Source organism: Pseudomonas sp. TE6283, assembly GCF_054060555.1.
Genome location: NZ_JBSSDH010000027.1, coordinates 17,530 through 43,282 on the forward strand (window position 1 = coordinate 17,530; position 25,753 = coordinate 43,282).

A 25,753-nucleotide genomic window follows, 5' to 3' on the forward strand; every position below is an offset into this window, starting at 1 on the left:
CACCTTGAAGCCCCTGTGCTCCTTTGGTTACAGGTGAATGTATTGACGCCTCGAACGAGGCGTCTTTTTTTCAGCGGGCCTGAACTCAAAGCCGTGGGGCGTTGGCCTCAATGGCCGAACGCTTTCAGGCTGCCTTTGCGACTGGCTTCATAAGCCTCCCGCTCCATTGGCCTTGCCTGCGGGTTGCCCAGGTCTTCCATGGCCAGGCGATGGGTCTCCGGCGCCAGGTAGGCGGCGAATGCGCATACGCAGGTGACCAGGAACGCCAGGCCGCCGACCACCAGCCAGATATGCTCCGAGCCCGGAGGCGCCACGGCGGCGAACAGCGCCGGCAGCATGGCGGTGATCATGGTGCCGATGTTCTGCGCGATGGCCATGGCCGAGACGCGGTAGCGGGTGTGGAACAGCTCCGGGTAGAAGCTTGGGAACACTGCGTTGTAGCCCTGGTAGACCATGCCCCACATGAGGATCGAGGCGGCGAAGGCCAGCGGCACATTCTGGATGCTGATCGCGTACAGGTAGACGAAGGCCAGCAGGCCCGAGCCCAGGCAGCCGGCGATCATGGTCGGGCGGCGGCCGATGCGGTCGGACAGGTTGCCGACGAAGGGGATCACCAGCACCGCGACGATATTGCCCACCACCGGGATCCACAGGTACACGCTCTTGTCGAAACCGATGCCGTAGGCCGGCTGCACCGCGTAGGCCGCGCCGAAGATGGTGGCAACCACCGGAATCACGTTCATCAGCGCCATGAACATCACCAGCACCATGTGCTTCCAGCTGTGGCGGAAGGCTTCGCCGATCGGCGACTTGGCGACCTTGTCCAGTTTCTCCTCCTGGACGAAGGCCGGGGTCTCGTGCACCTCCTTGCGGATGATGAAGCCGGCGATCAGCACCACCGCGCTCATCAGGAACGGGATGCGCCAGCCCCACTCGTTGAAGGCCTCGCTGGGCATGAAGTAGGCCAGCGGCAGGAACACCGCCGCCGCCATCACCTGGCCGGCCTGCACGCCTTGCAGGGTGTAGCTGGCGTAGTAGCCGCGGCGGCCGAACGGCGCGTGCTCCATGATCATCGAGCTGGCCCCGGAGATCTCGCCGGCCACGGCGAAGCCCTGGATCAGGCGCAGCACCACCAGCAGCGCCGGGGCCAGCAGGCCGATGTCGTGGTAGGTGGGCAGCAGGCCGACGGCCATGGTCGACAGGCCCATCAGGAACATGCACAGCAGCAGCACGTTCTTGCGCCCGCGAGTGTCGCCCCAGTGGCCGAGCACGCAGGCGCCGAGCGGGCGTGCCAGGTAACCCACGCCGTAGGTGGCCAGCGAGGCAATGATGGCCATCTTCGGGTCGGTGGAGGGGAAGAAGATCTGCGGGAAGATCAGCGCCGCGGCCTGGGCGTAGATGAAGAAGTCGTAGTACTCGAGGGCAGAGCCGATCCATCCGCTGGCGGTGGCTTTCTTGGCTTGGGAGCTTGAGCGGGCCATGTTGTCTCCGTTGTTCTTGTCAGGGGGCCGGATGGTCAGCGCGCGCAGGGCACGGCAACGGGGCTGTAGGGAGAAGACGAACGCGGCGGTGCGGATCGCAGGGCGAGCAAGGTGTGCATAGGTCGGTACCCGTTTTCTTGAACTTATTATGTGGTGACGTTGGGCGTTGCAGCGCAGGGCCCGCCGAACGAGCGGCGTGGCAGCGAGAAGGGCCGACGGGCCTGCGACTGGTGTTCATGGTTGTTCACGGGGGTGGGTGAATCAATTCGCCGGAACGGGTTTTGTTCGATAATCGAACAAAAACTAACTGTTTCGTACAAAGCTCGTTGCCGGGGCGACTTTACCTGCGAATAATCGATCGTGCCAGGGCCTGACCAGCCGCCTCTTTCAATAACAAGGAACATCCGCCATGCACCGTTCGATCGCCACCGTTTCCTTGAGCGGCACTTTGCCGGAAAAACTCGAAGCCATCGCCGCCGCAGGGTTTGACGGCGTCGAGATCTTCGAGAACGACCTGCTGTACTACGCCGGCAGCCCCCGCGAGATCCGCCAGCTGTGCACGGACCTGGGGTTGGCGATCACCTTGTTCCAGCCGTTTCGCGACTTCGAGGGCTGTCCTCGTGACCGTCTGCACAAGAACCTCGACCGCGCCGAGCGCAAGTTCGACCTGATGCAGGAGCTGGGCACCGACCTGGTGCTGGTGTGCAGCAACGTCCAGCCTGACGCGCTGGGCGACGAACAACTGCTGGTGGACGACCTGCGCCTGCTCGCCGAGCATGCCGGCGCCCGCGGCCTGCGCATCGGCTACGAGGCCCTGGCCTGGGGCCGCCACGTCAACACCTGGCAGCAGGTATGGAGCCTGGTGCGCCAGGCGGACCACCCGGCGCTGGGGGTGATCCTCGACAGCTTCCACACCCTGTCGATCAAGGGCGACCCCAGCGGCATTCGCGATATCCCCGGCGAGAAGATCTTCTTCGTGCAAATGGCCGACGCGCCGATCCTGGCAATGGACGTGCTGGAGTGGAGCCGGCATTTCCGTTGCTTCCCGGGGCAGGGCGAGATGGACCTGGCGGGTTTTCTCGCGCCGATCCTGGCCACCGGCTACCGCGGTCCGCTATCGCTGGAGGTCTTCAACGACGGTTTCCGCGCGGCACCGCCCCGGCAGAACGCCGCCGACGGCTTGCGCTCGCTGCTGTACCTCGAAGAAAAGACCCGCGTTGAGCTGGAGCGTGAGGCCCGCGCCGTCGAGCCCGGCGTGCTGTTCGCGCCGCCTGGCGCAAGCCGTTACGACGGCGTGGAGTTCATCGAGTTCGCCGTCGACGAGGCGGTCGGCGCGCGCCTGGGTGGGTGGCTCAAGCGCCTGGGCTTCGCCGAGGCCGGCGAACATCGCAGCAAGGCGGTGCGCCTGCTGTGCCAGGGCGATATCAACATCGTGCTCAACGCCGAACCTTACTCGTTCGCCCACAACTTTTTCGAGGCCCATGGCCCGTCGTTGTGCGCCACGGCGCTGCGGGTGAATGACGGCCAGGCCGCGCTGCGGCGCGCCACCGCCTACCGTGGCCAGCCGTTCCGTGGCCTGGTCGGTCCCAACGAGCGAGAGATCCCGGCGGTGCGCGCGCCCGACGGCAGCCTGCTGTACCTGGTGGAGCCGGACGCCGACGGCCCGAGCCTTTACGACATCGATTTCCACCTGGATCAGAACGCCCGGGCCAGCGGCGGACTCAAGCGCATCGACCACATGGCCCTGGCGCTGCCGGCCGAGGCGCTGGACAGCTGGGTGCTGTTCTACAAGAGCCTGTTCGATTTCACCGCCGACGACGAGGTGGTGCTGCCTGACCCCTATGGCCTGGTCAAGAGCCGTGCCCTGCGCAGTCACTGCGCCAGCCTGCGGCTGCCGTTGAACATCTCGGAGAACCGCAACACCGCCATCGCCCATGCCCTGGACAGCTATCGCGGCTCGGGCGTGCACCATGTCGCCTTCGACTGCGACGACATCTTCGCTGAGGTGGCCCGGGCCAAGGAGGCCGGTGTGCCGTTGCTGGAGATCCCGCTGAACTACTACGACGACCTGGCGGCGCGCTTCGAGTTCGATGACGAGTTCCTCAGCGAGCTGGCGTACTACAACGTGCTGTACGACCGCGATGCCCAGGGCGGCGAGCTGTTCCATGTGTACACCGAGCCGTTCGAAGGGCGCTTCTTCTTCGAGGTCCTGCAGCGCAAGGGCGGTTACGCCGGCTATGGCGCGGCCAACGTCGCGGTGCGCCTGGCGGCGATGGCCAAGGCGCGCAGCGGGGCGGCACGCACGGCGGTGTTGTAAATCAGGGTCCCATCGCGGGGCGGCAGCCGCTCACAACACCACGCTTCCCTGCACCGCCCGGCTCACGGATAATCGTCCGGATTCCTATAACGAGCCTGTGAGTCGGTATGAGTGATTCGGTAGCAAAGCCTGAAGTCGAAGGGCTGCGCAGATCGCGCAAGAACAACCCGGAAAAGACCCGCGAGAACATTCTCCAGGCCGCCATCACCGAGTTTGTCCAGCAGGGCCTGGCCGGTGCCCGGGTCGACGCCATCGCCGAGCGTACCGCCACCTCCAAGCGCATGATCTACTACTACTTCGGCAGCAAGGAGCAGCTCTACGTCGAATGCCTGGTCAAGCTCTACGGCGACATCCGCAAGACCGAGCACAGCCTGGACCTCGACTCGCTGTCGCCTGAACAGGCGATCCAGCGCCTGGTGGAGTTCACCTTCGACCACCATGCCGACAACGTCGACTTCGTGCGCATCGTCTGCACCGAGAACATCCACTATGGCGAGTACGTCAAGCAGTCGCCGGTGATCCGCGAGATGAGCAGCATGGTGCTCGACGCACTGGGCAAGATTCTCGCCCGTGGCGTGGAGCAGGGCGTGTTCCGCCCGGGGATCGAGGTGATCGACCTGCACATGCTGATGAGCTCGTTCTGCTTCTATCGGGTATCGAACCGCCACACCTTCGGCGACATCTTCCAGATCGACCTGGCCGACGAGCCGGTCAAGCAGCGTCAAAAGCAGGTGATCTGCGAGGCGGTGATGCGCTACATCAAGGCCTGAGCCCGCTCAACCGGCGAACACCACCCCGGTGCGCGCCGCGGCGTTGCGGATGTGCTCCTGCATTGCCCGTTGTGCGCCGGCCTGGGAGCGGCGGGCGAGGGCGCGGAGGATCTTGCGGTGCTCCTGCCAGGTTTCCATGGCCCGCTCGGGGCGGATGAACGGCAGTTTCTGGCTTTCCAGGAAAATGTCCTGGCTGGCGGTGATCACCTGCAGCATCGCGCGGTTGCCGCTGGCCTGCAGCAGTTGCCGGTGGAAGGCGAAGTCCAGGCGTGCGGCGGCCTCGAAGCGCCCGGCGCGCAACTCCACGGCCATTGCCTCGACGTTGGCCTGCAACGCGTCCAGGTCATCGGCGGTCAACGCCAGGGCCGCCTGGCCGGCGGCGAAGCCTTCCAGGGCGTAGCGCAGCTGGAAGGTGTCGGCGGCCGAGACCTGTTCGGCATAGGGCCACGCGAAGCCGCCTGGCGATGGCTGGCCGGTGGCCGGAGCCTGGACGAACACGCCCTTGCCCGGTTGCACGCTGACCAGTCCCAGGGCGCTGAGCGACGACAAGGCCTCGCGCAGCGACGCCCGGCTCACGCCCAGGCGTTCGGCCAGGTCGCGCTGCGAAGGCAGGGCGTCGCCAGGCTGGTAGCCGTCCTGCTCGATCAGTTGGCGGATGGCCTGCAGGGCGATTTCCGGGACGGGGCGCGTGGCGGTGGCGAGCATGCTGTTCAGACCGGTCTGAGGGCGATGGCCTCCCTTTTACGGGCAATCGGCACGGCGTGGCAAGCCTTGCCTCGTCCTGGCGCAGGCCCTGCGGCCGTTGCGCGAAAGCGGGGCACGGGATGCTTCGAGGTCACAACTGTTCAGACCAGTAAGACCTGATCGGCGCCTTGCACCACGCCGCTCGCAGGTGTTTTGCCCAAGACTGGCATGGCCCGTGCACTGGCACCGCAGCCCCTTTCCGGACTCCTGCGAGGCCTTTCGATGAAGACGTTCCGCTCCCTGTTCCTGGCCACCCTGTTCTGCGCCACCCCTCTGGCAATGCCCCTGGCCCAGGCCGACGCGCTGGCTGACATCACCGCACGCGGCGTGCTCAAGGTGGCCGTGCCCCAGGACTTCCCGCCGTTCGGTTCGGTCGGCCCGGACCTCAAGCCTCGCGGCCTGGACATCGACACCGCGCAACTGCTGGCCGACAAGCTTGGCGTCAAGCTGGCCCTGACCCCGGTCAACAGCACCAACCGCATCCCGTTCCTCACCACCGGCAAGGTCGACCTGGTGATCTCGAGCCTGGGCAAGAACCCTGAGCGCGCCGCGGTGATCGATTTCTCGCGCCCCTATGCGCCGTTCTACCTGGCGGTGTTCGGCCCGGCCGAGGCACCGGTCGACGCGATCGAAGCCCTGGCCGGCAAGACCATCAGCGTCACCCGCGGCGCCATCGAGGACATGGAACTGAGCGCCGTGGCGCCCAAGGGCGCGATCATCAAGCGTTTCGAGGACAACAACTCGACCATCGCCGCCTACCTGTCCGGCCAGGTCGAGCTGATCGCCAGCGGCAGCGTGGTGATGGCCGCCATCGCCGCAAAGAACCCGGCCAAGGTGCCGGTGCTCAAGGTCAAGCTCAAGGACTCGCCGGTCTACGTGGGCCTGGCCAAGAACGAGCCGGCGCTGTTGCAGAAGGTCAACGCCACCCTCGACGCCGCCAGGACCGACGGCAGCCTGAACCGCAACGCCGAGAAGTGGCTCAAGCAGCCGCTGCCGGCCGATCTCTGAGCGCTTGAGCGATGGCCTATCAATTCGACTTCGCCCCGGTGCTGGCGCAGGGCGACCTGTTGCTGCGGGGCATGCTGTTCACCCTGGAGCTGACCCTGGTCGGTACCGTGCTCGGGGTCGCCATCGGCGTGCTCGGCGCGGTGACCCGGGCCTGGCGCCTGCGGCCGTTCGACGCGCTGTTCGGGCTGTACGTGGAGCTGATCCGCAACACGCCGTTCATCGTCCAGCTGTTCTTCATCTTCTTCGGCCTGCCGGCGCTGGGCGTGCGCCTGAGCGAATGGCAGGCAGCGGTGCTGGCGATGGTGATCAACCTGGGCGCCTACTCGACCGAGATCATCCGCGCCGGTATCCAGGCGATCCCCAAGGGCCAGCTCGAAGCTGCGGCCGCGCTGGCCCTGAGCCGTTTCGAGGCGTTTCGCCACGTGGTGTTGCAACCGGCCCTGGCCAAGGTGTGGCCGGCACTGACGAGCCAGATCGTGATCGTCATGCTCGGCTCGGCGGTGTGTTCGCAGATCGCCACCGAAGAGCTGTCGTTCGCCGCCAATTTCATCCAGTCGCGCAATTTCCGCGCCTTCGAGACCTACCTGTTGACCACGCTGCTGTACCTGCTGATGGCCATCGGCGTGCGCCAGCTGCTGGCCTGGATCGGCCAGCGCCTGCTGATGGGGAGACGCTGAATGGACTTCACCTTGTGGGATATCGTGCGCAACCTCATGACCGGGTTGCAGTGGACCTTGCTGCTGTCGTTGGTGGCGTTCGCCTGCGGCAGCGTCGGCGGGCTGTTGCTGCTGGTGGCGCGGATCAGTGACCGGCCACTGCTGCGTGGCGCCGCCCGCGCGTTCATCGAGCTGTTCCAGGGCACGCCGCTGTTGATGCAGCTGTTCATGGTGTTCTTCGGCATCGCCTTGTTCGGCATCGACGTGTCGGCGTGGATGGCCGCGGCCATCGCCCTGACCTTGTTCACCAGCGCCTTTCTCGCCGAGATCTGGCGCGGCTGCGTGGAGGCGATCCCGCGGGGCCAGTGGGAGGCCTCCGCCAGCCTGGCCATGGGCCGCCTGGAGCAGTTGCGCCATGTGGTCCTGCCCCAGGCGTTGCGCATCGCCGTCGCCCCGACCGTGGGCTTCTCGGTGCAGGTGGTCAAGGGCACCGCGGTCACCTCGATCATCGGTTTCACCGAGCTGACCAAGACCGGCGGCATGCTGGCCAACGCCACTTTCGAGCCATTCCTGATCTACGGCCTGGTGGCCGTGGGCTACTTCATCCTCTGCTACCCGCTCTCGCTGAGCGCCCGTTACCTGGAAAGGAGGCTGCATGCCCCTGCTTAGAGTGTCCGCGCTGCACAAGTACTACGGCGACAACCACGTGCTCAAGGGGGTCGACCTGAGCATCGAGGAGGGCGAGGTGGTGGCCATCATCGGCCGCAGCGGCTCGGGCAAGAGCACCTTCCTGCGTACCCTCAATGGCCTGGAGTCGATCAGCGACGGGGTGATCGAGGTGGATGGCGAATACCTCGATGCCGGCCGTGCCGACCTGCGCGCGCTGCGCCAGAAGGTCGGCATGGTGTTCCAGCAGTTCAACCTGTTCCCGCACCTGACCGTGGGCGAGAACGTGATGCTCGCGCCCCAGGTGGTGAAGAAGACCGGCAGGGCCGAGGCACGCCGGTTGGCCGAGCGGATGCTCGAGCGGGTAGGGCTGGGCGACAAGATCAACGCCTACCCCGACCGCCTTTCCGGTGGGCAGCAGCAGCGGGTGGCCATCGCCCGGGCGCTGGCCATGTCACCCAAGGTGCTGCTGTGCGACGAGATCACCTCGGCGCTGGACCCGGAACTGGTCAACGAGGTGCTGGGCGTGGTGCGCCAGCTGGCGAAGGAGGGCATGACCCTGGTCATGGTCACCCACGAGATGCGCTTCGCCCGCGAGGTGGGCGACAAGCTGGTGTTCATGCACCAGGGCAGGGTGCACGAGACCGGCCACCCGCGCGACGTGTTCGCCGCGCCGCGCACGGCGGAATTGGCCAACTTCATCGGTGCGGTGGCGGGGGCCTGAGGGCTGCATCGCTTCGTCGCGCAGCAGCCCGGATTGCGCAAGCGCGGGTTTGCTAGAAGCTGGCGAAGTGCGCCTGCATGCGCTCGGCATCGGCCGGTCGCCCGCTGAACAGCTCGAATGCCTTGACCGCCTGGAACACTGCCATGGTGCCACCGTCCAGGGTGCGGCAGCCCAGGGCCCGGGCATGGCGCAGCAGCTCGGTCTCCAGGGGGAAGTAGATGATCTCCGCCACCCACAGCCGTGGGTGCAGCAGCGCGGGCGGCAAGGGGGTGCCGGGCAGCTTGGCCATGCCCACGGGCGTGGTGTTGACCAGGCCATCGGCGTCGGCCACCGCGCCGGCCAGGTCCTCGCCGAGCACGGCGCGCCCGGCGCCGAAACACTGGGTGAGATTGTCCACCAGCGCCCGGGCGCGGGCCTGGTCGACCTCGAACAGCTGCAAGCGCTCGACGCCTTCGGCCAACAGCGCATGGGCCACCGCCGCGCCCGCGCCGCCCGCGCCCAGCTGCACGACCTGGCGTCGCGCGACGCCGGGCAGGCCGCGCCGCAAGCCTTCGGCGAAGCCCAGGCAGTCGGTGTTGTGGCCCACCCGGCGGCCCTCGCGCAGCACCACGGTGTTCACCGCGCCAATGCCGCGGGCTTCGTCCGACAGCTCGTCGAGCAGCGGCAGGATCGCCTGCTTGAACGGGAAGGTGATGTTGAGGCCGGTGAACCCGGTGCGCTCGGCGGCATCGAGCAGGGCGGGCAGGGCGCTGTCGTCCAGGCCCAACTGGTCGGCGTCGATCAGCCGGTACAGGTAGCGCAGCGCCTGGGCGTCGCCTTCACGCTCGTGCAGCGCCGGTGTGCGCGAGGCCTGGATGCCACGGCCAATGAGGCCGGCGAGGATGCCTGGGCCGCTCATGCCGCGTGCTCGCGCAGGTGTTCGCTGAAGTAGCTCAGGGCCATGCGGTAGCCCTGGCTGCCGAGGCCGCAGATCACCCCCACGGCGATGCTGGAGACGAACGACAGGTGGCGGAACGGCTCGCGCTTGTGCACGTTGGACAGGTGAACCTCGATCACCGGAAGCTCGCTGGCCACCAGGGCGTCGCGGATGGCCACCGAGGTGTGGGTCCAGGCGGCAGGGTTGATCAGGATGCCGTGGCAACGGCCACGGGCGGCATGGATCCAGTCGAGCAGCTCGCCTTCGTGGTTGGTCTGGCGGAACTCCAGTTCCAGGCCCAGTTCAGCGGCGCTGGCGGCGCACAGCCGGGCCAGGTCGGCAAGGGTTTCATGCCCGTACTGGGCGGGTTCGCGGGGGCCCAGCAGGTTGAGGTTGGGGCCGTTGAGCACGAGGATTCGGGGTGTCATGACGGGGTATCACTTTGTTGTTTTTGGATGTCTGGATATTTGTACTACCTGGTTAGTTTCGTCAAACCGTCACCGATGGAAAGCGGGCGATTATCGGACCTGGCCCGCGACAGGTCCCGCCAAAGGCATTAAAAAACACCGCGACCATGCCCGAGCAATCCAGTCGGCTAAGCTTGATCGCGCAGGTGCACGCAATGACCAACAAGGGAGCGCACATGAACATCAGCAAAACGCCCAGGTGGGCAGTCGCGGCACTGGTCCTGGCCCTGGGCCTTAACGCCCACGCCGCCGACAGCAAGCGGGTCGATGTGCTGCTGGTGGGCGGCGGCATCATGAGTTCCACGCTGGCGGTCTGGCTCAACGAGCTGGAGCCGGGCTGGTCGATGGAGATGGTCGAGCGCCTGGACAAGGTCGCCGAGGAAAGCTCCAACGGCTGGAACAACGCCGGCACCGGCCACTCGGCGCTGGCCGAGCTCAACTACACGCCGGAGAAGGACGGCAAGATCGACATCAGCAAGGCGGTGGAGATCAATGAGTCGTTCCAGGTCACCCGTCAGTTCCTCGCCTGGCAGGTCAAGCAGGGCGTGCTGAAGAACCCACGCTCGTTCATCAACACCACGCCGCACATGAGCTTCGTCTGGGGGGACGACAACATCCGCTTCCTCAAGAAACGCTACGAAGCGCTGCAGGCCAGCCCGCTGTTCAAGCCCATGCAGTACTCCGAGGATCACGCGCAGATCGCCAAGTGGGTGCCGCTGATGATGGAGGGGCGCGACCCCAACCAGAAGCTCGCCGTCACCTGGACGCCCATCGGCACCGACGTCAACTTCGGCGAGATCACCCGCCAGTACGTGGGCTATCTGCAGACCCGGCCCAACTTCGACCTCAAGCTGTCCAGCGAGGTGCAGACCATCACCCGCAACGACGACGGCAGTTGGCACGTCGAGTACAAGAACCTCAAGGACGGCAGCACCTCGGCCACCGATGCCAAGTTCCTGTTCATCGGCGCCGGCGGCGCGGCGCTGCCGCTCTTGCAGAAGTCCGGCATCGACGAAGCCAAGGACTATGCCGGCTTCCCGGTGGGCGGCTCGTTCCTGGTCACCGACAACCCGGCCATCGCCCAGCGCCACATGGCCAAGGCCTACGGCATCGCCGCCACCGGCGCGCCGCCGATGTCGGTGCCGCACCTGGACACCCGGGTGCTCGACGGCAAGCGCATGATCCTGTTCGGGCCGTTCGCCACCTTCTCCACCAAGTTCCTCAAGGAAGGTTCGCTGCTCGACCTGTTCGCCAGCATGTCACTGCACAACACCTGGCCGATGGTGCGGGTCGGGGTGCGGGAGTTCGACCTGGTGCAGTACCTGATCGGCCAGCTGATGCAGTCCGACGATGATCGTTTCGCTGCGCTGCAGACCTACTTCCCCGAGGCCAAGAAGGCAGACTGGCGCCTGTGGCAGGCCGGCCAGCGGGTGCAGATCATCAAGAAGGACGAAAACCAGGGCGGGGTGCTGAAGCTGGGCACCGAAGTGGTGACGTCCAAGGATGGCAGCATCGCCGGGCTGCTCGGCGCCTCGCCGGGCGCCTCGACCGCGCCGCCGATCATGCTCGACCTGCTGAACAAGGTGTTCAAGGACAAGGTGGCCACGCCCGAGTGGCAGGCGAAGATCAAGCAGATCATTCCGTCCTATGGCATCCGCCTGAACGAGCACCCGGACAAGGTCCAGGAAGAGTGGGCCTACACCAGCGAGGTTCTGCAACTGGCGACGCCCAGCGAGGTCGCCGCGCCCTGAAGACCCGCCCATGACCAGCCGGCCACTGTGAAGTGGCCGGCACTGGCGCAATGTTTTTTTCTCCCCAGGCCAAGCTCCCGAGTACCTGAGCTGCCATCCTCCGGTTCGATCCCTCCCGTACTGCCTGCCCCGGCTCCTGGCCAGCCCGCCGCAAGCCCGGAAACCGCACGCCGACACCCGAGCTTTTCCCCGCCGAACTCCCGATGTTTTTTCCTTTGCCTGTCACCACAAGCTGCGAATGTTGCCTCCGTGGACAGGCCGCCAGCCCCTCTGGATCAGGGTATGCGGCCTGTGGCCACAGCAATGCGCGACCCACTCAACGTATGAACACGACGATAGGAGATTGCTTCATGTTTAAGCGTACTGTGATCGCCGCCTCCCTGGTGGCTGCTACCCTGGCTTCGGCCCAATCCATGGCTGCTGTTGTCGGTGGTGGCGCCACCCTGCCGGAAAACCTCTACAACGGCACCTCGACCCTGCCACGCCTGCTGCCGGCCGACTTCAGCTACACCGGCGTGGGCAGCGGCGGTGGCAAGACGGCGTTCCTGACCAACGCACCGGCCTCGATCAACCAGCCGGCCGGCACCAACGTCGACTTCGCCGGCAGCGACTCGGTGCTGAGCGCCTCGGAGCTGTCGACCTACAACAGCAACAAGGCCGCCACCTGGGGCAAACTGGTACAGATCCCGTCGGTGGGCACTTCTGTCGCCATCCCTTACAAGAAGTCGGGCGTGACCAACCTGCAACTGACCGGCGCCCAGCTGTGCGCCGTGTTCTCCGGCACCACCACCACCTGGGGCCAGCTGCTGGGCAGCGCCGACACCACCCCGATCAAGGTGATCTACCGTTCCGGCAGCAGCGGCACCACCGAGTTGCTGTCGCGCTTCCTGGCTGACTCCTGCCCATCGTCCTTCGTGGTCAGCAGCACCTTCACCACCGCCAACGTCGGCAGCGAGCCGGCCACCTGGCAAGCCGTTGCCGGCAGCGCCGATGTGGTCAACGCGGTCAACGCCACCGATGGCACCATCGGCTACGTCAGCCCTGACTATGTCGCCACCGGCAACAACGCCGTGGTCGCCCGTGTCAGCAAGAACGCCATGGCCGCCGGCACCGCGCCGCTGCCGACCGCCGCCAACGCCCGTACCGCCCTGGGCACCGCCGTCGCCCCGAGCACCGCGGCCGATCGCGCCGACCCAAGCAAGTGGGTGCCGATCTTCAACGCCGGTGGCATCGTTCCGACCTCGGGCTATCCGATCGTCGGCTACACCAACCTGCTGGTCGGCCAGTGCTACCAGACCGCGGCTGACGCCACCGCCGTGCGCAGCTTCCTGAACGACCTGTACTCCGGCACCAAGGCCGCCACCATCGCCCAGCACTCCTTCGTCAGCCTGCCGGCCGCCTACGCCGCCGAGATCAAGAAGGTGTTCCTGGACAACGGCTACAACGAAGGCACCGACATCGCCAACGCTTCGGTCTGCAACGGCATCGGCCGACTGTAAGCGCACGCGAAAGCCCAAGCCCGCAACGGGCGGACAACCGACGGTGGCCGGTACGGCACCGTCGGTTTTCGCGTGTGCGCGTAACCCAGGCAGATGAACTTTGCATGACAAAACTTCGGTCCGGGCCCGGGCCGACTGCCTTATGGCAAAGCGGCATCACGGCCGCACCGAACTGCCTTCCATGACCCAGCACAAGGAACCCTGCGATGTCGAGCGGCCAGCACCAGCCAGACTTTCCAGCCACCGTCGTCCAGCGCCGTGGCCAGCCTGTCGGCCATGAGCCCATGCTGCTCAAGCCCCTGGCCCAGGCCATCGCGCTGCTGATGCTGGCGGGCACGGCCCACGCCGCGCAGCCGTTCAGCTCGGCCTGGTTCGCGGCCAAGGGCGCTGCGCCCGCCAGTGGGGGCAGCGTCGGCGGCGGTGGCACCGTGCAACTGCCCGGCGCGCCACCGCCGCTGGCACAGCAGCAGCGCCTGAACCAGCAGTTCCAGCGGTCGGTGGGCAACCTCAACAACACCGTGGCCGCCATCGCCGCGCAGCAGGCCGCCCAGGCCGCCGGGCGTACCCTGGCGCAGGTGCAGCCGCAGACCGTGCCCAACGGCCTGGGCGAGGGCGGCCTGAAGGTCGACGAGAACCCGTTGACCGAGGGCTGGCAGAATGCCAAGGCGCCGCAGCAGAGCCAGGTGGGCGGCAGGACGCAGGTGCTGATCGAGCAGACCGCCGACAAGGCGATCCTCAACTGGGAGACCTTCAACGTCGGCCGCGACACCACGGTCAAGTTCGATCAGCAGGCGCAGTGGGCGGTGCTCAACCGGGTCAACGACCCCAATGCCCGGCCGAGCCAGATCCAGGGCCAGATCGAGGCCCAGGGCACGGTGATGCTGGTCAACCGCAATGGCGTGGTGTTCAACGGCAGCAGCCAGGTCAACGTGCGCAACCTGGTGGCGGCGGCAGCGCAGGTCAGCGACGAGCAGTTCCGCGAGCGTGGGCTTTATGTCGACAACAACGCCAGCCAGGCCACCTTCACCGAGGCCGCCGGCAAGCTCCAGGTCGAGCGCGGCGCGCAGCTGCAGACCCGCGCGCCGGCCAGCTCCACCGAAGGGGGCGGCTACGTGCTGTTGCTGGGCAGCGAGGTGAGCAACGAAGGCCAGATCATCACGCCCCAGGGCCAGGCCACCCTGGCCGCCGGTGACGCCTTCTATATCCGCCGGGGCAAGGGCACCCAGGCCAACGCCTTCTCCACCACCCGTGGCAACGAGGTCGCCAGCAGCCTGAAGGCCGGCAGCAGTGCCGGCAGCGTGGCCAACGGTGGCTTGATCCAGGCCGCAGGCGGCGACATCACCTTGACCGGCCATGCCGTGCGCCAGGACGGCGTGGCCCTGGCCAGCACCGCGGTGGACCGGCGTGGCAGCATCCACCTGCTCAATTCGGCCAGCGATACCGGCGGCACGGTCAGTTTCGGCAAGGGCAGCGTCACCGCCGTGCTGCTCGACGACAGCCAGGCCCTCGACAGCCAGCGGGAGGCTTCGCGGCAGGTGATCGATGGCGTCAGTGGCAACAACGCCACGGGCCGCTTCGACAACCTGAGCAAGGTCATCGACCGCCCCGAACAGTCGCGGGTGGAGGTGGTCAGTGGCGGCACCGTGCATTTCCAGGAAGGCGCCCTGACCCTGGCCACCGGCGGCCAGGTGGCGGTCAGTGCCGGCCTGCGCAGCCTGGTGGACGAGGGCGCGCGCATCGATGTGGCCGGGGCCCTCGGGGTCAAGGTGGCGATGGAAAGCAATGTCATCAAGATCAACGTGCAAGGTAACGAGCAGCGCGACGCGGCCGGCAACCGTGACAAGGGCGGCCTGATCAACAGCGATGTGTGGGTGGATGTACGGGAACTGGTGCATGTCGAGAAGGGCGTCAACGGCTACGCCAGCGATCGTTGGTACACCGCCGGTGGCCTGCTTGAGGTCGGCGGCTACCTCGGCACCCGCAACCACAGTGTCGGCGAGTGGATGGCCCAGGGCGGCACGGTGACCTTCACCGGCCAGGACCTGGTGACCCGTGCCGGCGCCGAGATCAACCTGTCCGGTGGCACCCTGGCGGTGCAGGACGGCTACGTCCGCCAGAGCTGGTTGCGTGGTGAGGACGGACGCCTGTACGAACTGTCGCGGGCCCCGGGCGACCTGCTCTACACCGGCCTGTACAAAGGCTACCAGGCGCACAGCGCACGCTGGGACCAGACCCGCACCTTCTACAATCCGCTGATCGCCCCTGGGCAGCGCTTCGAGCAGGGCTACACCGTGGGGCGCGATGCCGGCAGCCTGGTGGTGGCGACCCACAGCGCGGTGCTCGATGGCCAGCTGGTCGGCCAGACCTGGCAGGACGAGCGCCAGGTCCAGGCGCCGGTGCGCGGAGGCGACGGCTATAGCCAGGTCCACAGCGCCCGGGCCCAGGGCGCGCAGCTGGTGATCGGCCAGCAGGTGCCCGGCTATCTCTCCGATGCCAAGGCGCTGGGCATGAGCCTGACCCCGGTCATGCAGCAGGTGCTGGTGCGGCAAGGGGCGGACGGGCAGAGCGCCGATATCGGCCTGCAGGCACCGCTGGACGACAAGCGTCGCGGGCAACTGCTGCTCGACAGCGACTGGCTCAACGGCTCGGCCCTGGGCGGCCTTACGGTCGCCGCCCAGCAGCGTATCCAGGTCGATGATGCCCTGCGTCTGGCCGACGGTGGCAGCCTGACGCTCTATGCCCCGCAGGTGCAGGTCAATGCCGACTTGACCGCCAGAGGCGGGCAGATGGTCCTGGGCGATGTGCTCAGGCAGCGGGTCCTCGCCAGCCTGCATGACCTGCCGCTTGTTACCCCGACAGGGCTGCGCGCGCAGGTCGGCGTGGCCGCCGGCGTACGCTTGGATGTCAGCGGCTTGCGCAGTGAAGGTGTGAGTCCCGGCGAGCGGGCCTGGCGCAACGGCGGCAGTCTGAGCCTGCGTAGCAGCGGTGATGTGCTGTTGGACAGCGGCAGCGTGCTGGACGTATCCGGTGGGGTGGTGCGCCGCGAAGCCAACCGCCTGCTCGGCGGCAGCGGCGGCAACCTGACCTTGCAGAGCAGCGTGCTGAACAGCGCCGGGACCGGCCGGATGCGCCTCGATGGTGAGCTGCGCGGTTACGGCAGCAGTGGTGCGGGCACCCTGACCGTGGCCGCCGACCGGGTGAGCATTGGCGCCGCCGCCGATGGCAAGGCCAGCGTGCATCTGGCCGAGGATTTCTTCAGCCGCGGCTTCGCCCACTACGCCATCACCGGCAATCACAGCCTGAGCGTGGCCGCCGGCAGCCGTATCGAGGTCACCCGGCCTGTGGAGCGGCTTGACGCCAGCCAGCCGGTCAGTGGTCAGGCGCAGGTCTGGCTGGCGCCGCCGCTCGTGCAGAACGCCGTGGCCGGCACCCTGGAGTCGCGTGCCGGCGCCAGCCTGGCCCTGGCGGCGGGGGATACCCGTTTCGCCCAGACCGTGCGCGAAGCAGCGTTGCTCGAGGTCGGGCGCGGCGCGACGATCAGTGTCGACCCGTTGCAGTCCATCAGCCTGGGCAGCACCGCGCAATTGACCCTGGACGGCACCCTCAATGCCTGGGGCGGCAGTGTCAGTCTGCTGCAGCCGTGGCTGCCGGCCATGGATTCCGGTGTATCGGAAGGCGCGCACCAGCGCTCCATCCGCCTCGGCAACCAGGCCCTGATCGATGTGTCCGGTCGGGCGGCCACGGCTGTTGACCTGCAGGGGCGCCGCTATGGCCGGGTCGATGACGGCGGCAGCATCGTCATCGGTGGGCAGATCGACCACAACCTGGGGACCAGCAATGGCGCCTACCTGTTCCTGGACATGGCCGAAGGCGCCCGCCTGCGCGCCGATGGCGCCCAGGCCACGCTGGATATCCGTGGCCAGGGGCCGGTGGCCGTGGCCAGCAACGGCGGGCGCATCAGCCTGGCGTCGAGCCATGGGTTGCGCCTGAACGGCAGCTTCAGTGCCGCTTCCGGTGGTCTTGGCGCTGCGGGCGGCAGCCTGGAGGTGGCGTTGGACACGGGTCTGTACCTCAATGCCAGTTTGGTCGACGGGGTCAAGGCCCCCCGCGAGCTGACCCTTGCCCAGGGCGCTGCCGGTCTTGAGAGCGGTCCGTTGCGCTATGGCCAGGGGCGCCTCGACGTCGCCAGGGTCGCTGCTGGGGGCTTCGACAGCCTGTCGCTGCTCAGCGACGGCGTGGTGGCGTTCGATGGTGACATCGATCTGCAGATGGCCCGCAGCCTGCAGCTGTACACCGGTTCGCTGGTGCTGGCCCAGGGGAGCGCAGGCAACGCCCGTGTTCACCTGCAGGCGCCCTATGTGCGGCTCGCGGGCAGCAACCACCGCAGCGCTGAGCAGGCGACCCGACCGACCCTCAAGGGCGGCCTGTCGACCCAGGACAGCGCGGCGCTGTTGCAGGTCGACGCGCAGCTGCTGGACCTGCGCGATGCGCTGACCCTGGGCGCCCATGGCAGCCTGGCCTTGGCCACGGGCGGCACGCTGGACTTCGATCGGCGTGGCTTTGCCCTGGGCAGCCTGCGCAGCCAGGGCGACCTGCGCGTGCTGGGCAAGGTCGGCGAGGGCACCGACCGCACCCTGCTGCGCGGCAATGCCGACCTGGAGCTGCTCGCCGCGCAGGTCTACCCGACCACCGGTGCCTTCGGCCAGATCGAGACGGGCGCCAACGCCACCCTGCGTATTGGCAGGGCCGGCCAGGGCACGCCCGAGCAACCGTTCTCGGTGTTCGGCCGACTGGCGCTGATCGCCGGCAAGGTGGAGCAGGGCGGCGTGCTGCGGGCGCCGCTGGGCGGGTTGTCGCTGGGGCAGGAAACGGGGGGCACCCAGTCCGTGACCCTGCTGCCGGGCAGCATCACCTCGGTCAGCGCGGCCGGGCTGGTCATGCCCTATGGCGCAACGGTGGACGGCTTGAGCTACCTGTTCGGTGGCGAGGCGGTGAAGCTGGTGGGGGCGGCAGGCGACAGCCTTTACGGGGTGTCGCTCAACGGCAAATCGATCGATGTCCGCCAGGACGCCTTGATCGACCTGTCCGGGGGCGGCACGTTGACCGGGGCCGGATTCGTCTCCGGACGCGGCGGCTCCACCGATGCCCGCTACCACCCGCTGATGCAGTTCGATGGCGAGGGGCGCCTGGTCCTGCCCACCCTGGACAGCAACCCGGTCTATGCCATCGTGCCAAGCTTCACCGGCCCCTACGCACCGGTCACCGGCGAAGCCGGCGTGGCAGCGCCGGGGATCGGCCAGCAGATCACCCTGGATGGCAGCATTCCAGGCCTGGCGGCCGGCACCTACACCTTGCTGCCGGCCAGCTATGCCCTGCTGCCGGGCGCGTTCAGGGTCGAGCTCAATGGCCTGGCCACGGCCGTGGGACGCTCTGGCAGCCAGGCGATGCGCAACGGTTCATGGACCACCACGGGCAGCCTGTCGGTGGCCAACACCGGTATCCGCCAGGCACTGCCGAGCCAGGTGATCCTGACCGCAGCTGACGTGCTGCGACGCTATTCGCAGTACAACGAAATGGCCTACGCCGACTTCGTGCGCGCCGATGCCGTGGCCAAGGGCGTGCCGCGCGCGGCGATCGAGGCCGATGGCAAGTGGCTGAACCTGCGGGTGCAGACCAACAACGACGCCGCCAGCACCCTGCGTTTTGCCGGCCGGGTGAACTTCGCCGCCGCCCAGGGTGGCCATGCCGGCAGCGCTGCGGTGTTCGGCGCCCGGGGCCTGGAGATCGTCGGCGACGGCGGCAGCGGCCAGGCCATCGGCGACAACATCGCGGTGCTGTCGGCACGCGAGCTCAATGCCCTGCAGGCACCCCGGCTGACCCTGGGCGGGCGGGCCAATGTGCTCTACGGCCAGGGCGGCAACCAGATGACCTTCCTCGAAGGCACCCGCGATATCTGGGTGCGTTCGGGGGCCGAGCTGCGGGCTGGCGAAGTGTTCCTGACCAGCAACGATCCGCACGGCGGTATCGTCGTCGAGCAGGGGGCCGGTCTCGTCACCCTTGGCCGTGGCGCGGTGCCCTTCGGCGCCGATGACGGCTACTTCATCAACAGCAATGGCCGCGCCTTGCTGGCGGTGTCCAATGGCCGGCTGGAGGTGCTGTCTTCGCCGCTCACCACCAGCGGGGCGCCGGGTTCCATTCTCATTGGCGGCTGCAGCGCCGGCGATTGCCAGGGCAGCACCCGGCTGTACTCGGAAGGCTCGTTGTTCGCCGCCACCGACAAGACCTTCAGCCTCGATGATGGCGTGGCCTTCGGCACCCGTCACCTGGGCCTGTCGGTCGGGCGGATCAACGTCGGCAGCGCCGAGGCGCTGGCCCAGGCCCTGGCCAATGGTGTCCTGGGTCAGGGCCTGACCCTCAACCAGCAGGTGCTCGACCGCCTGCTGCAGGGCAGCCCGGCCGATGGCGTGCCTGCTCTGCAGACCCTGACGCTGGCGGCGTCCGACTCGCTGAATTTCTTCGGTACCACCGCGCTCGACACCTACGACCCGATCACCGGCAAGAACCGTCTGCAGGCCCTGGTCCTCGGCGTACCGGCCATCCATGGCAGTGGCTTGGCCGGCGACCAGGCGACCATCCGCACCGAACGCTTGATCTGGAGCGGTGCCCGTAACGTCGCGGGTGCGCCGATCGCGGGTGGGGCCGGCAGTGGCGATGGCGTGCTGGCCATCCGCGTCAAGGACCTGGAATTCGGCTATGGCGCCAACAGCCAGCCCGACGGCAGCGCCGACATGGCGCGCCAGACCTTGGGCTTCAGCCGTGTGGAACTGCACGCCAGCCACCAGGTGACGGCCAACCACAAGGGCAGCCTGCTGGTTCATCACCGCCGTGGCGACTACCAGGCCGACGGCGGCTTCGCCTACAGCGGGGGCGACCTGCTGGTGGACACGCCGTTGTGGACCGGCACCGCGGGTTCGCTCAACCGCATCGAGGCCGGCGGCACCCTGCGTGTGCAAGGCGCTGCGGGCACGCTGGCCAGCGGCCGCGAGGCACTGGGGGCCGAGCTGAGCCTCAAGGCGCGGCAACTGCTGGTCGACGGCACCTTCAGCCTGCCCAGTGGCCGCCTGACCCTGCAGGCCGTGGACGACCTGCGCCTGGGCGACGCCGCGCGGGTGGACCTGGCCGGGCGCACCCTGACCTTCAATGATGTGACCCAGTACAGCTGGGGTGGCGAGCTGGTGCTCGGCAGTCAGTTCGGCAACATTCACCAGGCCGCCGGCGCGCTGATCGACCTCAGTGCCCGCAACAACCGCGCCGGCCGCCTGAGCGCCATCGCCCTGGGTGAGCAGGGTGGGGGCATCGAGCTGCTCGGCAGGATCCTCGGGGCTGCCAGCGGCCAGTATGATGCCGCCGGCACGCGGGTCCCCTACGCGGGTGGCGCGGTCGATATCCGTGCCCGGCACCTGGACGATTTTGCCGGCCTCAACCAGCGCCTGAACCGCGACGAAGTGTTCGGTGCGCGCAGCTTCCAGATCAAGCAGGGCGACCTGGTGATCGGCGATGAGCTCAAGGCACGGCAGATCAACGTGTCGCTGGACAACGGCCAGCTCAGGGTCGAGGGCCATGTCGATGCCAGCGGCGAACAGGTCGGCAGCATCCGCCTGGCCGCCGGACGTGGCCTTGCCCTCGGCGCCGGGGCGCTGCTCGATGCCCACGGCAGTGGGCTGCGGGTCGACAGCTACGGCGCGATCATCGACGCGCCGAACCGCGCCGTGGTCGAACTCAACAGCGGCCAGGGCCAGCTGACCCTGGCCAGCGGCGCGCGCATCGACCTGCGCCACGGCACCGCCGCCGGGCAGGGCGATGGCCGCCCACGGGGCACCCTGGAGCTGATCGCCCCGCGCCTGGGCAGCGACACTGCGGGCGATATCGCCATCGACGTGCGCGGCCCGGTCGATATTCTCGGCGCCCGTTCCATCGCGGTGGTCGGCAATCAGCGCTACACCGACGCGGCGCCAGGTGGCACTTCGGCCAGTGGCCGGCCGATCCAGGTCATCGACCAGGATTACCTGAACCGCAAGCACGACCTGAGCGTGCAGTTCATCAACCACCTGCTGGGCAATCGCGACCTGCTCGAGGTACGCCTGGCCGGGCTCAACAACTCCCGCTACGCCCAGGCCCTGCACCTGCGGCCGGGCGTGGAGATCGCCACGGCCGATGCCCGCACCGACCTGGTGGTGCAGGGCGACCTGGACCTGTCCGGCCACCGCTACGCCAGCCTCAACCCGCTGACCGCGCAGACCTCGGTCTACGGTTCAGGCGAGGTGGGCAACCTGGTGCTGCGCGCCGGGGGCAACCTGGAGGTGTACGGCAGCATCAGCGACGGCTTCATGCCGGTGGACCTGGCCACCGACGACACACGCACGGACGGCAAGGGCTGGTTGCTGGTGCCCGGCAAGCAGCCCTTCGACAGCGACCTGGTGATCCCGCGCAGCGGCGTCGAACTGGCCGAGGGCACGCTGTTCCCCGAAGGCAGCCTGCTCAACTTCGACCTGCCGTTCGCCGCCACCACCTTGCCGGCCAACCAGCGCCTGCCCAGTGCCATGAGCCTGTCGGCGCCCTTGACCCTGCCTGCGGGCACGGTGCTCGAGGCCCCGGTGCGCGATGCCGGCGGCAACCTGTTGTATGCCGCCGGCACCTTGTTGCGCGAGCCGGTCACCCTGGCCGTTGGCACGCACCTGGATGCGGGCAGCCGCCTGCCGGTCAGCGTGGCGGTGCAGGGCGGCACCTGGAGCAAGGGTGTTGCCCTGCCCAGCGGCGGCCTGAGCCAGCGCGGCGTGCTGGGCCTGGCCGTGGGCTCGCGGTTGCCGGCCGGCACCGACGTCAAGCTGGCCGAGGGCGTCGACCTGATCGAGCTGCGGCCCGCGGTCAATGGCCAGCAGGGGCGCAACTGGGCGCTGGCGCAGATGCTGGCGCAAGGTTCGCAGTCCTGGTCGATGCGCCTGGTGGCCGGCGCCGACCTGGATGCCGCGGACAGCCGCATCACCCGCCACGACACCGATGCCGGCGTGTTGCGCCTGGCCGACCTGCACTACATGGCGCAGCAAAAACGCAGCGGCGGCGGGGATACCGGCACCGGCATGGTCTGGGGGCCGGACAACACCTACGGTATGGAGCCAGGTACTCCGGTGGCGCCCGAGGACCTGGCGCTGTGCGAGATCGCCGGCTGGTGCGAGCCGGCAGTGAAGACCATCAAGGTCTGGGGCCCCGACAACACCTACGGCATGGAGCCGGGTACCCCGGTGGCGCCCGAGGACTTGGTGCTGTGCGACATCGCCGGCTGGTGCGTGGACCAGACAGTGGGCGGCAAGAAGATCTGGGTCTGGGGGCCGGACAACACCTACGGCATGGAGCCCGGCACCCCGGTGGCGGAAGCCGACATGGACCTGTGCTCGATCCCCGGCTGGTGCGTGGAGGTCGATGCGCCGAGCGAGCCCGAGCGTATCGAGGTCACGCCGCAGACCCTGATGTTCAGCGTGCTGCGTACTGGCACCGGCGATCTGGACCTGCTCAGCGCCGGCGACTGGCGCATGGACTCGCTGTTCGGCGTCTACACCGCCGGCACCCAGGCGCCGTCGCTATGGCGCGACGGCAGTGATCCGCACCAGGTCGCCCGTGGCCGGCTGGCCGACGGCAGCGTGCTGGGCGGCGCCGGCACGGCCTATGAAACGTTGACCGACAGCCTGTACCGCGCCTGGTATCCGGAGCAGGGCGGCAACCTGCGCATCGCCGCCGGCGGCGACCTGACGGGCAACCTGGTGGCGACCAGGACCGGCAGTGCCCTCGCCAGGCCGCAAGTGGCGTCGGCCGCGGTGGGCAACTGGTTGTGGCGCCAGGGACAGCCCAGCGCCGATACCCCGGCGGCCTGGTGGGTCAACTTCGGCACCTTCGCCCAGCAGCCCCAGGCCACGGTGGCCGAGCCCTGGCTGGTGGGCTTCACCGGCATCGGCACCCTGGGCGGCGGCAACCTGGATGTCGGCGTGGACGGTTCGGCGGGCCTGCTGCAGAGCAGCAACACCGCGGGCGTCGAGGCCGAGCGCAGCCAGGGCCTGAACCTGGTGGTCGGCGGCAGTGGCCGGATGACCGAGGACGGTCGCCTGGTGCAGACCGGAGGCGGCGACCTGAACCTGCGTGTGGCCGGCGCCATCAACCCGGGTTCCAGTGCCCTGGAAATGGCGCGCGTCACCCCCGACCTGGGCGGCACGCTGGTCAACCTGCGCGGCGCCCTGAATGTGCAGGCGGGCAGTATCGGCGTGGTCAGGCAGGTCTATGGCAGCAGCTTCGCCTTCAACGACAGCAGCGAGTCGCGTGCCTACGACCCTTTCACCTCGACCAAGGCGGCGGCGCTGGGTGGCCTGACGCTGATGCCGGGCGATGCCGCCGTGCGCCTGGACAGCCGCGGCGACCTGGTCGTGCAAGGCGTGGGTGACCCAGGTCGGGTGCCGCAGTTCAACATGACCGGCTTCCTCGGCGACAACGGTGTGCGCTATGCCGGGCAGGGCAGCAGCTGGTTCTCGTTGTGGCGCGAGACCACCGCCGTGGACCTGCTGGCCCTGGGCGGCAATGTCACGCCGGTCAACCTCGACGACACCCGAGCCGGGCGCAACCTGCCGCTCTACGGTGGGCGGCTGTTCTACCCGACGGCTCTGCGCGTGTTGGCGGCCAACGGCAGCTTGTACTACGGCAGTTCGGCCAGCGAGCGGGGCGTCGCGACGTCGGCGTACTCGCTGATGACCGCGCCGTCTGCGCGCAGCGCCCTGCAACTGATCGCGGGCGAGTCGATCTATGCCGGTGGCTATGTGATCAGCCAGGCCGGCACCGACACCTCAGCCATCGCCACGCCGCAGCGGCCCGCCATGCTGGGCCAGGACTTCGCGTTCGTGTACCGGGCCGGCAACCTGAGCGGGGACGTTGCCGCCAGCCTGGATACGGCGCCGTTGTTCACCTATGGGCTCAACACCTACAGGGCCGGGCAGCGGCCGCAGGCGCCTGCGCGTTTCTATGCCCTGGCGGGCGACATCCTCGGCTTGAACACCGGTGAAATCATTGAATACCAGCAGACCGGGCTCAAGCTGTACCAGGGCGCAGGGCCGGTGCGGGTGATGGCCGGGCGCGATATCGTCAATGCCGGCAAGGCGCTGGGGACCGAGCGCTTCGGGGCGACGGGCATGGTGGCGGGAGACCAGGGCAACATCCATTCCTCGGGCAACCTGATCATTCATGGCGACGCGTTGGATGTCTCGTTGATCAGCGCCGGCCGCGACATTCGCCTGAGCACCTTCAATGTCGCCGGGCCCGGCCAGCTGGAAGTGGTGGCCGGGGGCAACCTGTTCCAGTCCGGTCAGGGCGTGGGCTCGGCTTACCAGGAGGCGGCGATCAACAGCATTGGCCGGGTCGATGGCAGCGGTGGCGGGAACGACGGCGCTGCCATCGCCATCGTCGTCGGCGCTGGCAAGACCGGGCCGGACTATACCCGCCTGCTCGAGCGTTACCTGGGCACGAAGCAGGGCCAGCCGGACCAGCCGTTCAAGGTCTACGACCAGGAACTGCAGGCCTGGCTGCGTGAACGCTTCGACTTCACCGGCGATAGCGTCGCAAGCCGTGACTATTTCGCCGCCTTGCCCGCCGAGCAGCAGCGCATCTTCGCCCGGCAGGTCTACTTCAGCGAACTGCGCGAAGGCGGACGCGAGTACAACGACGTCAACGGCCCGCGCACCGGCAGCTATGTACGCGGCCGCCAGGCGATCGCCACGCTGTTCCCTGAGCGGGATGTGGCCGGCAATCCGATCAGCTATGGCGGCAGCGCCACGTTCTATGGCGGGGCGGGCATCCATACCGACTTCGGCGGCGGCATCCAGGTGCTGACACCCGGTGGCCAGCAGGTGTTCGGCATCGAGGGTGAGGCGCCACCGTCCACTGCCGGGGTGATCACCCAGGGCAGCGGCGATATCCAGCTGTACTCGCACGGCAGCATCCTGCTCGGCCAGAGCCGGATCATGACCACCTTCGGCGGCTCGATCCTCGGTTGGTCGGCCCAGGGCGACATCAACGCCGGTCGCGGTTCGAAGACCACCGTGGTGTATACCCCGCCCAAACGCACCTACGACCTGTGGGGCAACGTCGGCCTGGCGCCAAGCGTGCCGAGCACCGGCGCCGGCATCGCCACGCTCAACCCGATCGCCGAGGTGCCGCCGGGGGATATCGACCTGATCGCGCCGCAGGGCACCATCGACGCTGGCGAGGCCGGGATCCGCGTATCGGGCAACGTCAACATCGCTGCGCTTCAGGTGGTCAACGCCGCCAACATCCAGGTCCAGGGCGACGCCAAGGGCATGCCGGCGGTGGCGTCGGTGAATACCGGGGCGATCGCCTCGGCCAGCGCCGCGGCATCGTCGGCCAGCCAGGCTGCCGAAGAGGCGGGGCGCCAGCAGCAGGCCGCGTCCAGGCAGCGCCAGCCGTCGGTGATCACCGTGCAGGTGCTGGGCTTCGGTGGCGAGCGGTTGGTGCCGGGGCAGGACGGGGCGAGCCTCAACCCCCAGTACAATCGCCAGAGCCCGGTGCAGGTGCTCGGGGCCGGGGCGCTGGATGAGCGGGCGAAGGCACAGTTGACCGAGGAGGAGCGGGGCAACCTGTTGCTATGATCCGGGGCTGCCGGGCAGCGGCGATGGGCCAGGGGCACTGGCCTTCGCTGCTGCCC

The 25,753-nt window shown here is 68.1% G+C and carries 13 protein-coding genes; 9 read left to right on the forward strand and 4 right to left on the reverse strand.

The genetic code is table 11. The annotated features are described in order from the left end of the window. Positions 1 to 107: 107 nt before the first annotated feature. Positions 108 to 1,481, reverse strand: coding sequence for an MFS transporter (locus ACVWZ5_RS23885; protein ID WP_062574363.1), 1,374 nt, complete (start codon positions 1,479 to 1,481; stop codon positions 108 to 110). Between the two features lie 409 nt (positions 1,482 to 1,890). On the opposite strand from ACVWZ5_RS23885, the gene quiC reads away from it, so the two are divergent. Both quiC and ACVWZ5_RS23895 read left to right on the forward strand, forming a co-directional pair. After that, on the forward strand, positions 1,891 to 3,798 hold the full coding sequence (quiC, locus tag ACVWZ5_RS23890) for a 3-dehydroshikimate dehydratase QuiC (protein WP_084943206.1): 1,908 nt from the start codon (positions 1,891 to 1,893) through the stop codon (positions 3,796 to 3,798). A 107-nt stretch (positions 3,799 to 3,905) separates the two neighbouring features. Then, complete coding sequence (locus ACVWZ5_RS23895; RefSeq protein WP_062574361.1) at positions 3,906 to 4,568, forward strand: TetR/AcrR family transcriptional regulator; 663 nt, start codon at positions 3,906 to 3,908, stop codon at positions 4,566 to 4,568. A gap of 6 nt (positions 4,569 to 4,574) precedes the next feature. Here the strand turns inward: ACVWZ5_RS23895 and ACVWZ5_RS23900 are convergent, their stop codons facing one another. Continuing rightward, positions 4,575 to 5,273 (reverse strand): FadR/GntR family transcriptional regulator, encoded by a 699-nt coding sequence (locus ACVWZ5_RS23900; RefSeq protein WP_062574360.1) that lies wholly within the window; start codon positions 5,271 to 5,273, stop codon positions 4,575 to 4,577. A gap of 261 nt (positions 5,274 to 5,534) precedes the next feature. Between ACVWZ5_RS23900 and ACVWZ5_RS23905 the strand changes: the two genes are divergently transcribed. The 4 genes from ACVWZ5_RS23905 to ACVWZ5_RS23920 are packed head-to-tail and all read left to right on the forward strand — an operon-like array spanning position 5,535 to position 8,366. Next, positions 5,535 to 6,320, forward strand: coding sequence for a transporter substrate-binding domain-containing protein (locus ACVWZ5_RS23905; RefSeq protein WP_028688746.1), 786 nt, complete (start codon positions 5,535 to 5,537; stop codon positions 6,318 to 6,320). An 11-nt stretch (positions 6,321 to 6,331) separates the two neighbouring features. Further along, entirely contained in the window at positions 6,332 to 6,997 is a 666-nt protein-coding gene (locus ACVWZ5_RS23910) for an amino acid ABC transporter permease (protein WP_062574359.1), read from the forward strand. After that, entirely contained in the window at positions 6,998 to 7,645 is a 648-nt protein-coding gene (locus ACVWZ5_RS23915; RefSeq protein ID WP_457340905.1) for an amino acid ABC transporter permease, read from the forward strand. After that, positions 7,632 to 8,366: an amino acid ABC transporter ATP-binding protein gene (locus ACVWZ5_RS23920; RefSeq protein WP_457340906.1), complete on the forward strand. Its 735-nt coding sequence runs from the start codon at positions 7,632 to 7,634 to the stop codon at positions 8,364 to 8,366. The genes ACVWZ5_RS23915 and ACVWZ5_RS23920 overlap by 14 nt, the downstream gene beginning before the upstream one ends. Before the next feature lie 52 nt (positions 8,367 to 8,418). Here the strand turns inward: ACVWZ5_RS23920 and ACVWZ5_RS23925 are convergent, their stop codons facing one another. Both ACVWZ5_RS23925 and aroQ read right to left on the reverse strand, forming a co-directional pair. Then, a complete protein-coding gene (locus ACVWZ5_RS23925) occupies positions 8,419 to 9,264 on the reverse strand; it encodes a shikimate dehydrogenase (RefSeq protein ID WP_062574357.1) in 846 nt (281 codons plus the stop codon). Beyond that, positions 9,261 to 9,710 (reverse strand): type II 3-dehydroquinate dehydratase, encoded by a 450-nt coding sequence (gene aroQ, locus ACVWZ5_RS23930; protein ID WP_084943214.1) that lies wholly within the window; start codon positions 9,708 to 9,710, stop codon positions 9,261 to 9,263. Before aroQ ends, ACVWZ5_RS23925 begins: the two co-directional genes overlap by 4 nt. Before the next feature lie 215 nt (positions 9,711 to 9,925). Here aroQ and mqo point away from each other — a divergent pair, with 215 nt between their 5' ends. The 3 genes from mqo to ACVWZ5_RS23945 all read left to right on the forward strand — a co-directional run bounded on the left by mqo (position 9,926) and on the right by ACVWZ5_RS23945 (position 25,697). Then, positions 9,926 to 11,500, forward strand: coding sequence for a malate dehydrogenase (quinone) (gene mqo, locus ACVWZ5_RS23935; protein ID WP_457340907.1), 1,575 nt, complete (start codon positions 9,926 to 9,928; stop codon positions 11,498 to 11,500). A gap of 350 nt (positions 11,501 to 11,850) precedes the next feature. Further along, on the forward strand, positions 11,851 to 12,999 hold the full coding sequence (locus ACVWZ5_RS23940) for a substrate-binding domain-containing protein (RefSeq protein ID WP_062574355.1): 1,149 nt from the start codon (positions 11,851 to 11,853) through the stop codon (positions 12,997 to 12,999). A gap of 206 nt (positions 13,000 to 13,205) precedes the next feature. Then, positions 13,206 to 25,697 carry a filamentous haemagglutinin family protein gene (locus tag ACVWZ5_RS23945; protein ID WP_457340908.1) on the forward strand — a complete coding sequence of 4,164 codons (12,492 nt, stop codon included), beginning with the start codon at positions 13,206 to 13,208 and terminating at the stop codon, positions 25,695 to 25,697. Positions 25,698 to 25,753: the final 56 nt, after the last annotated feature.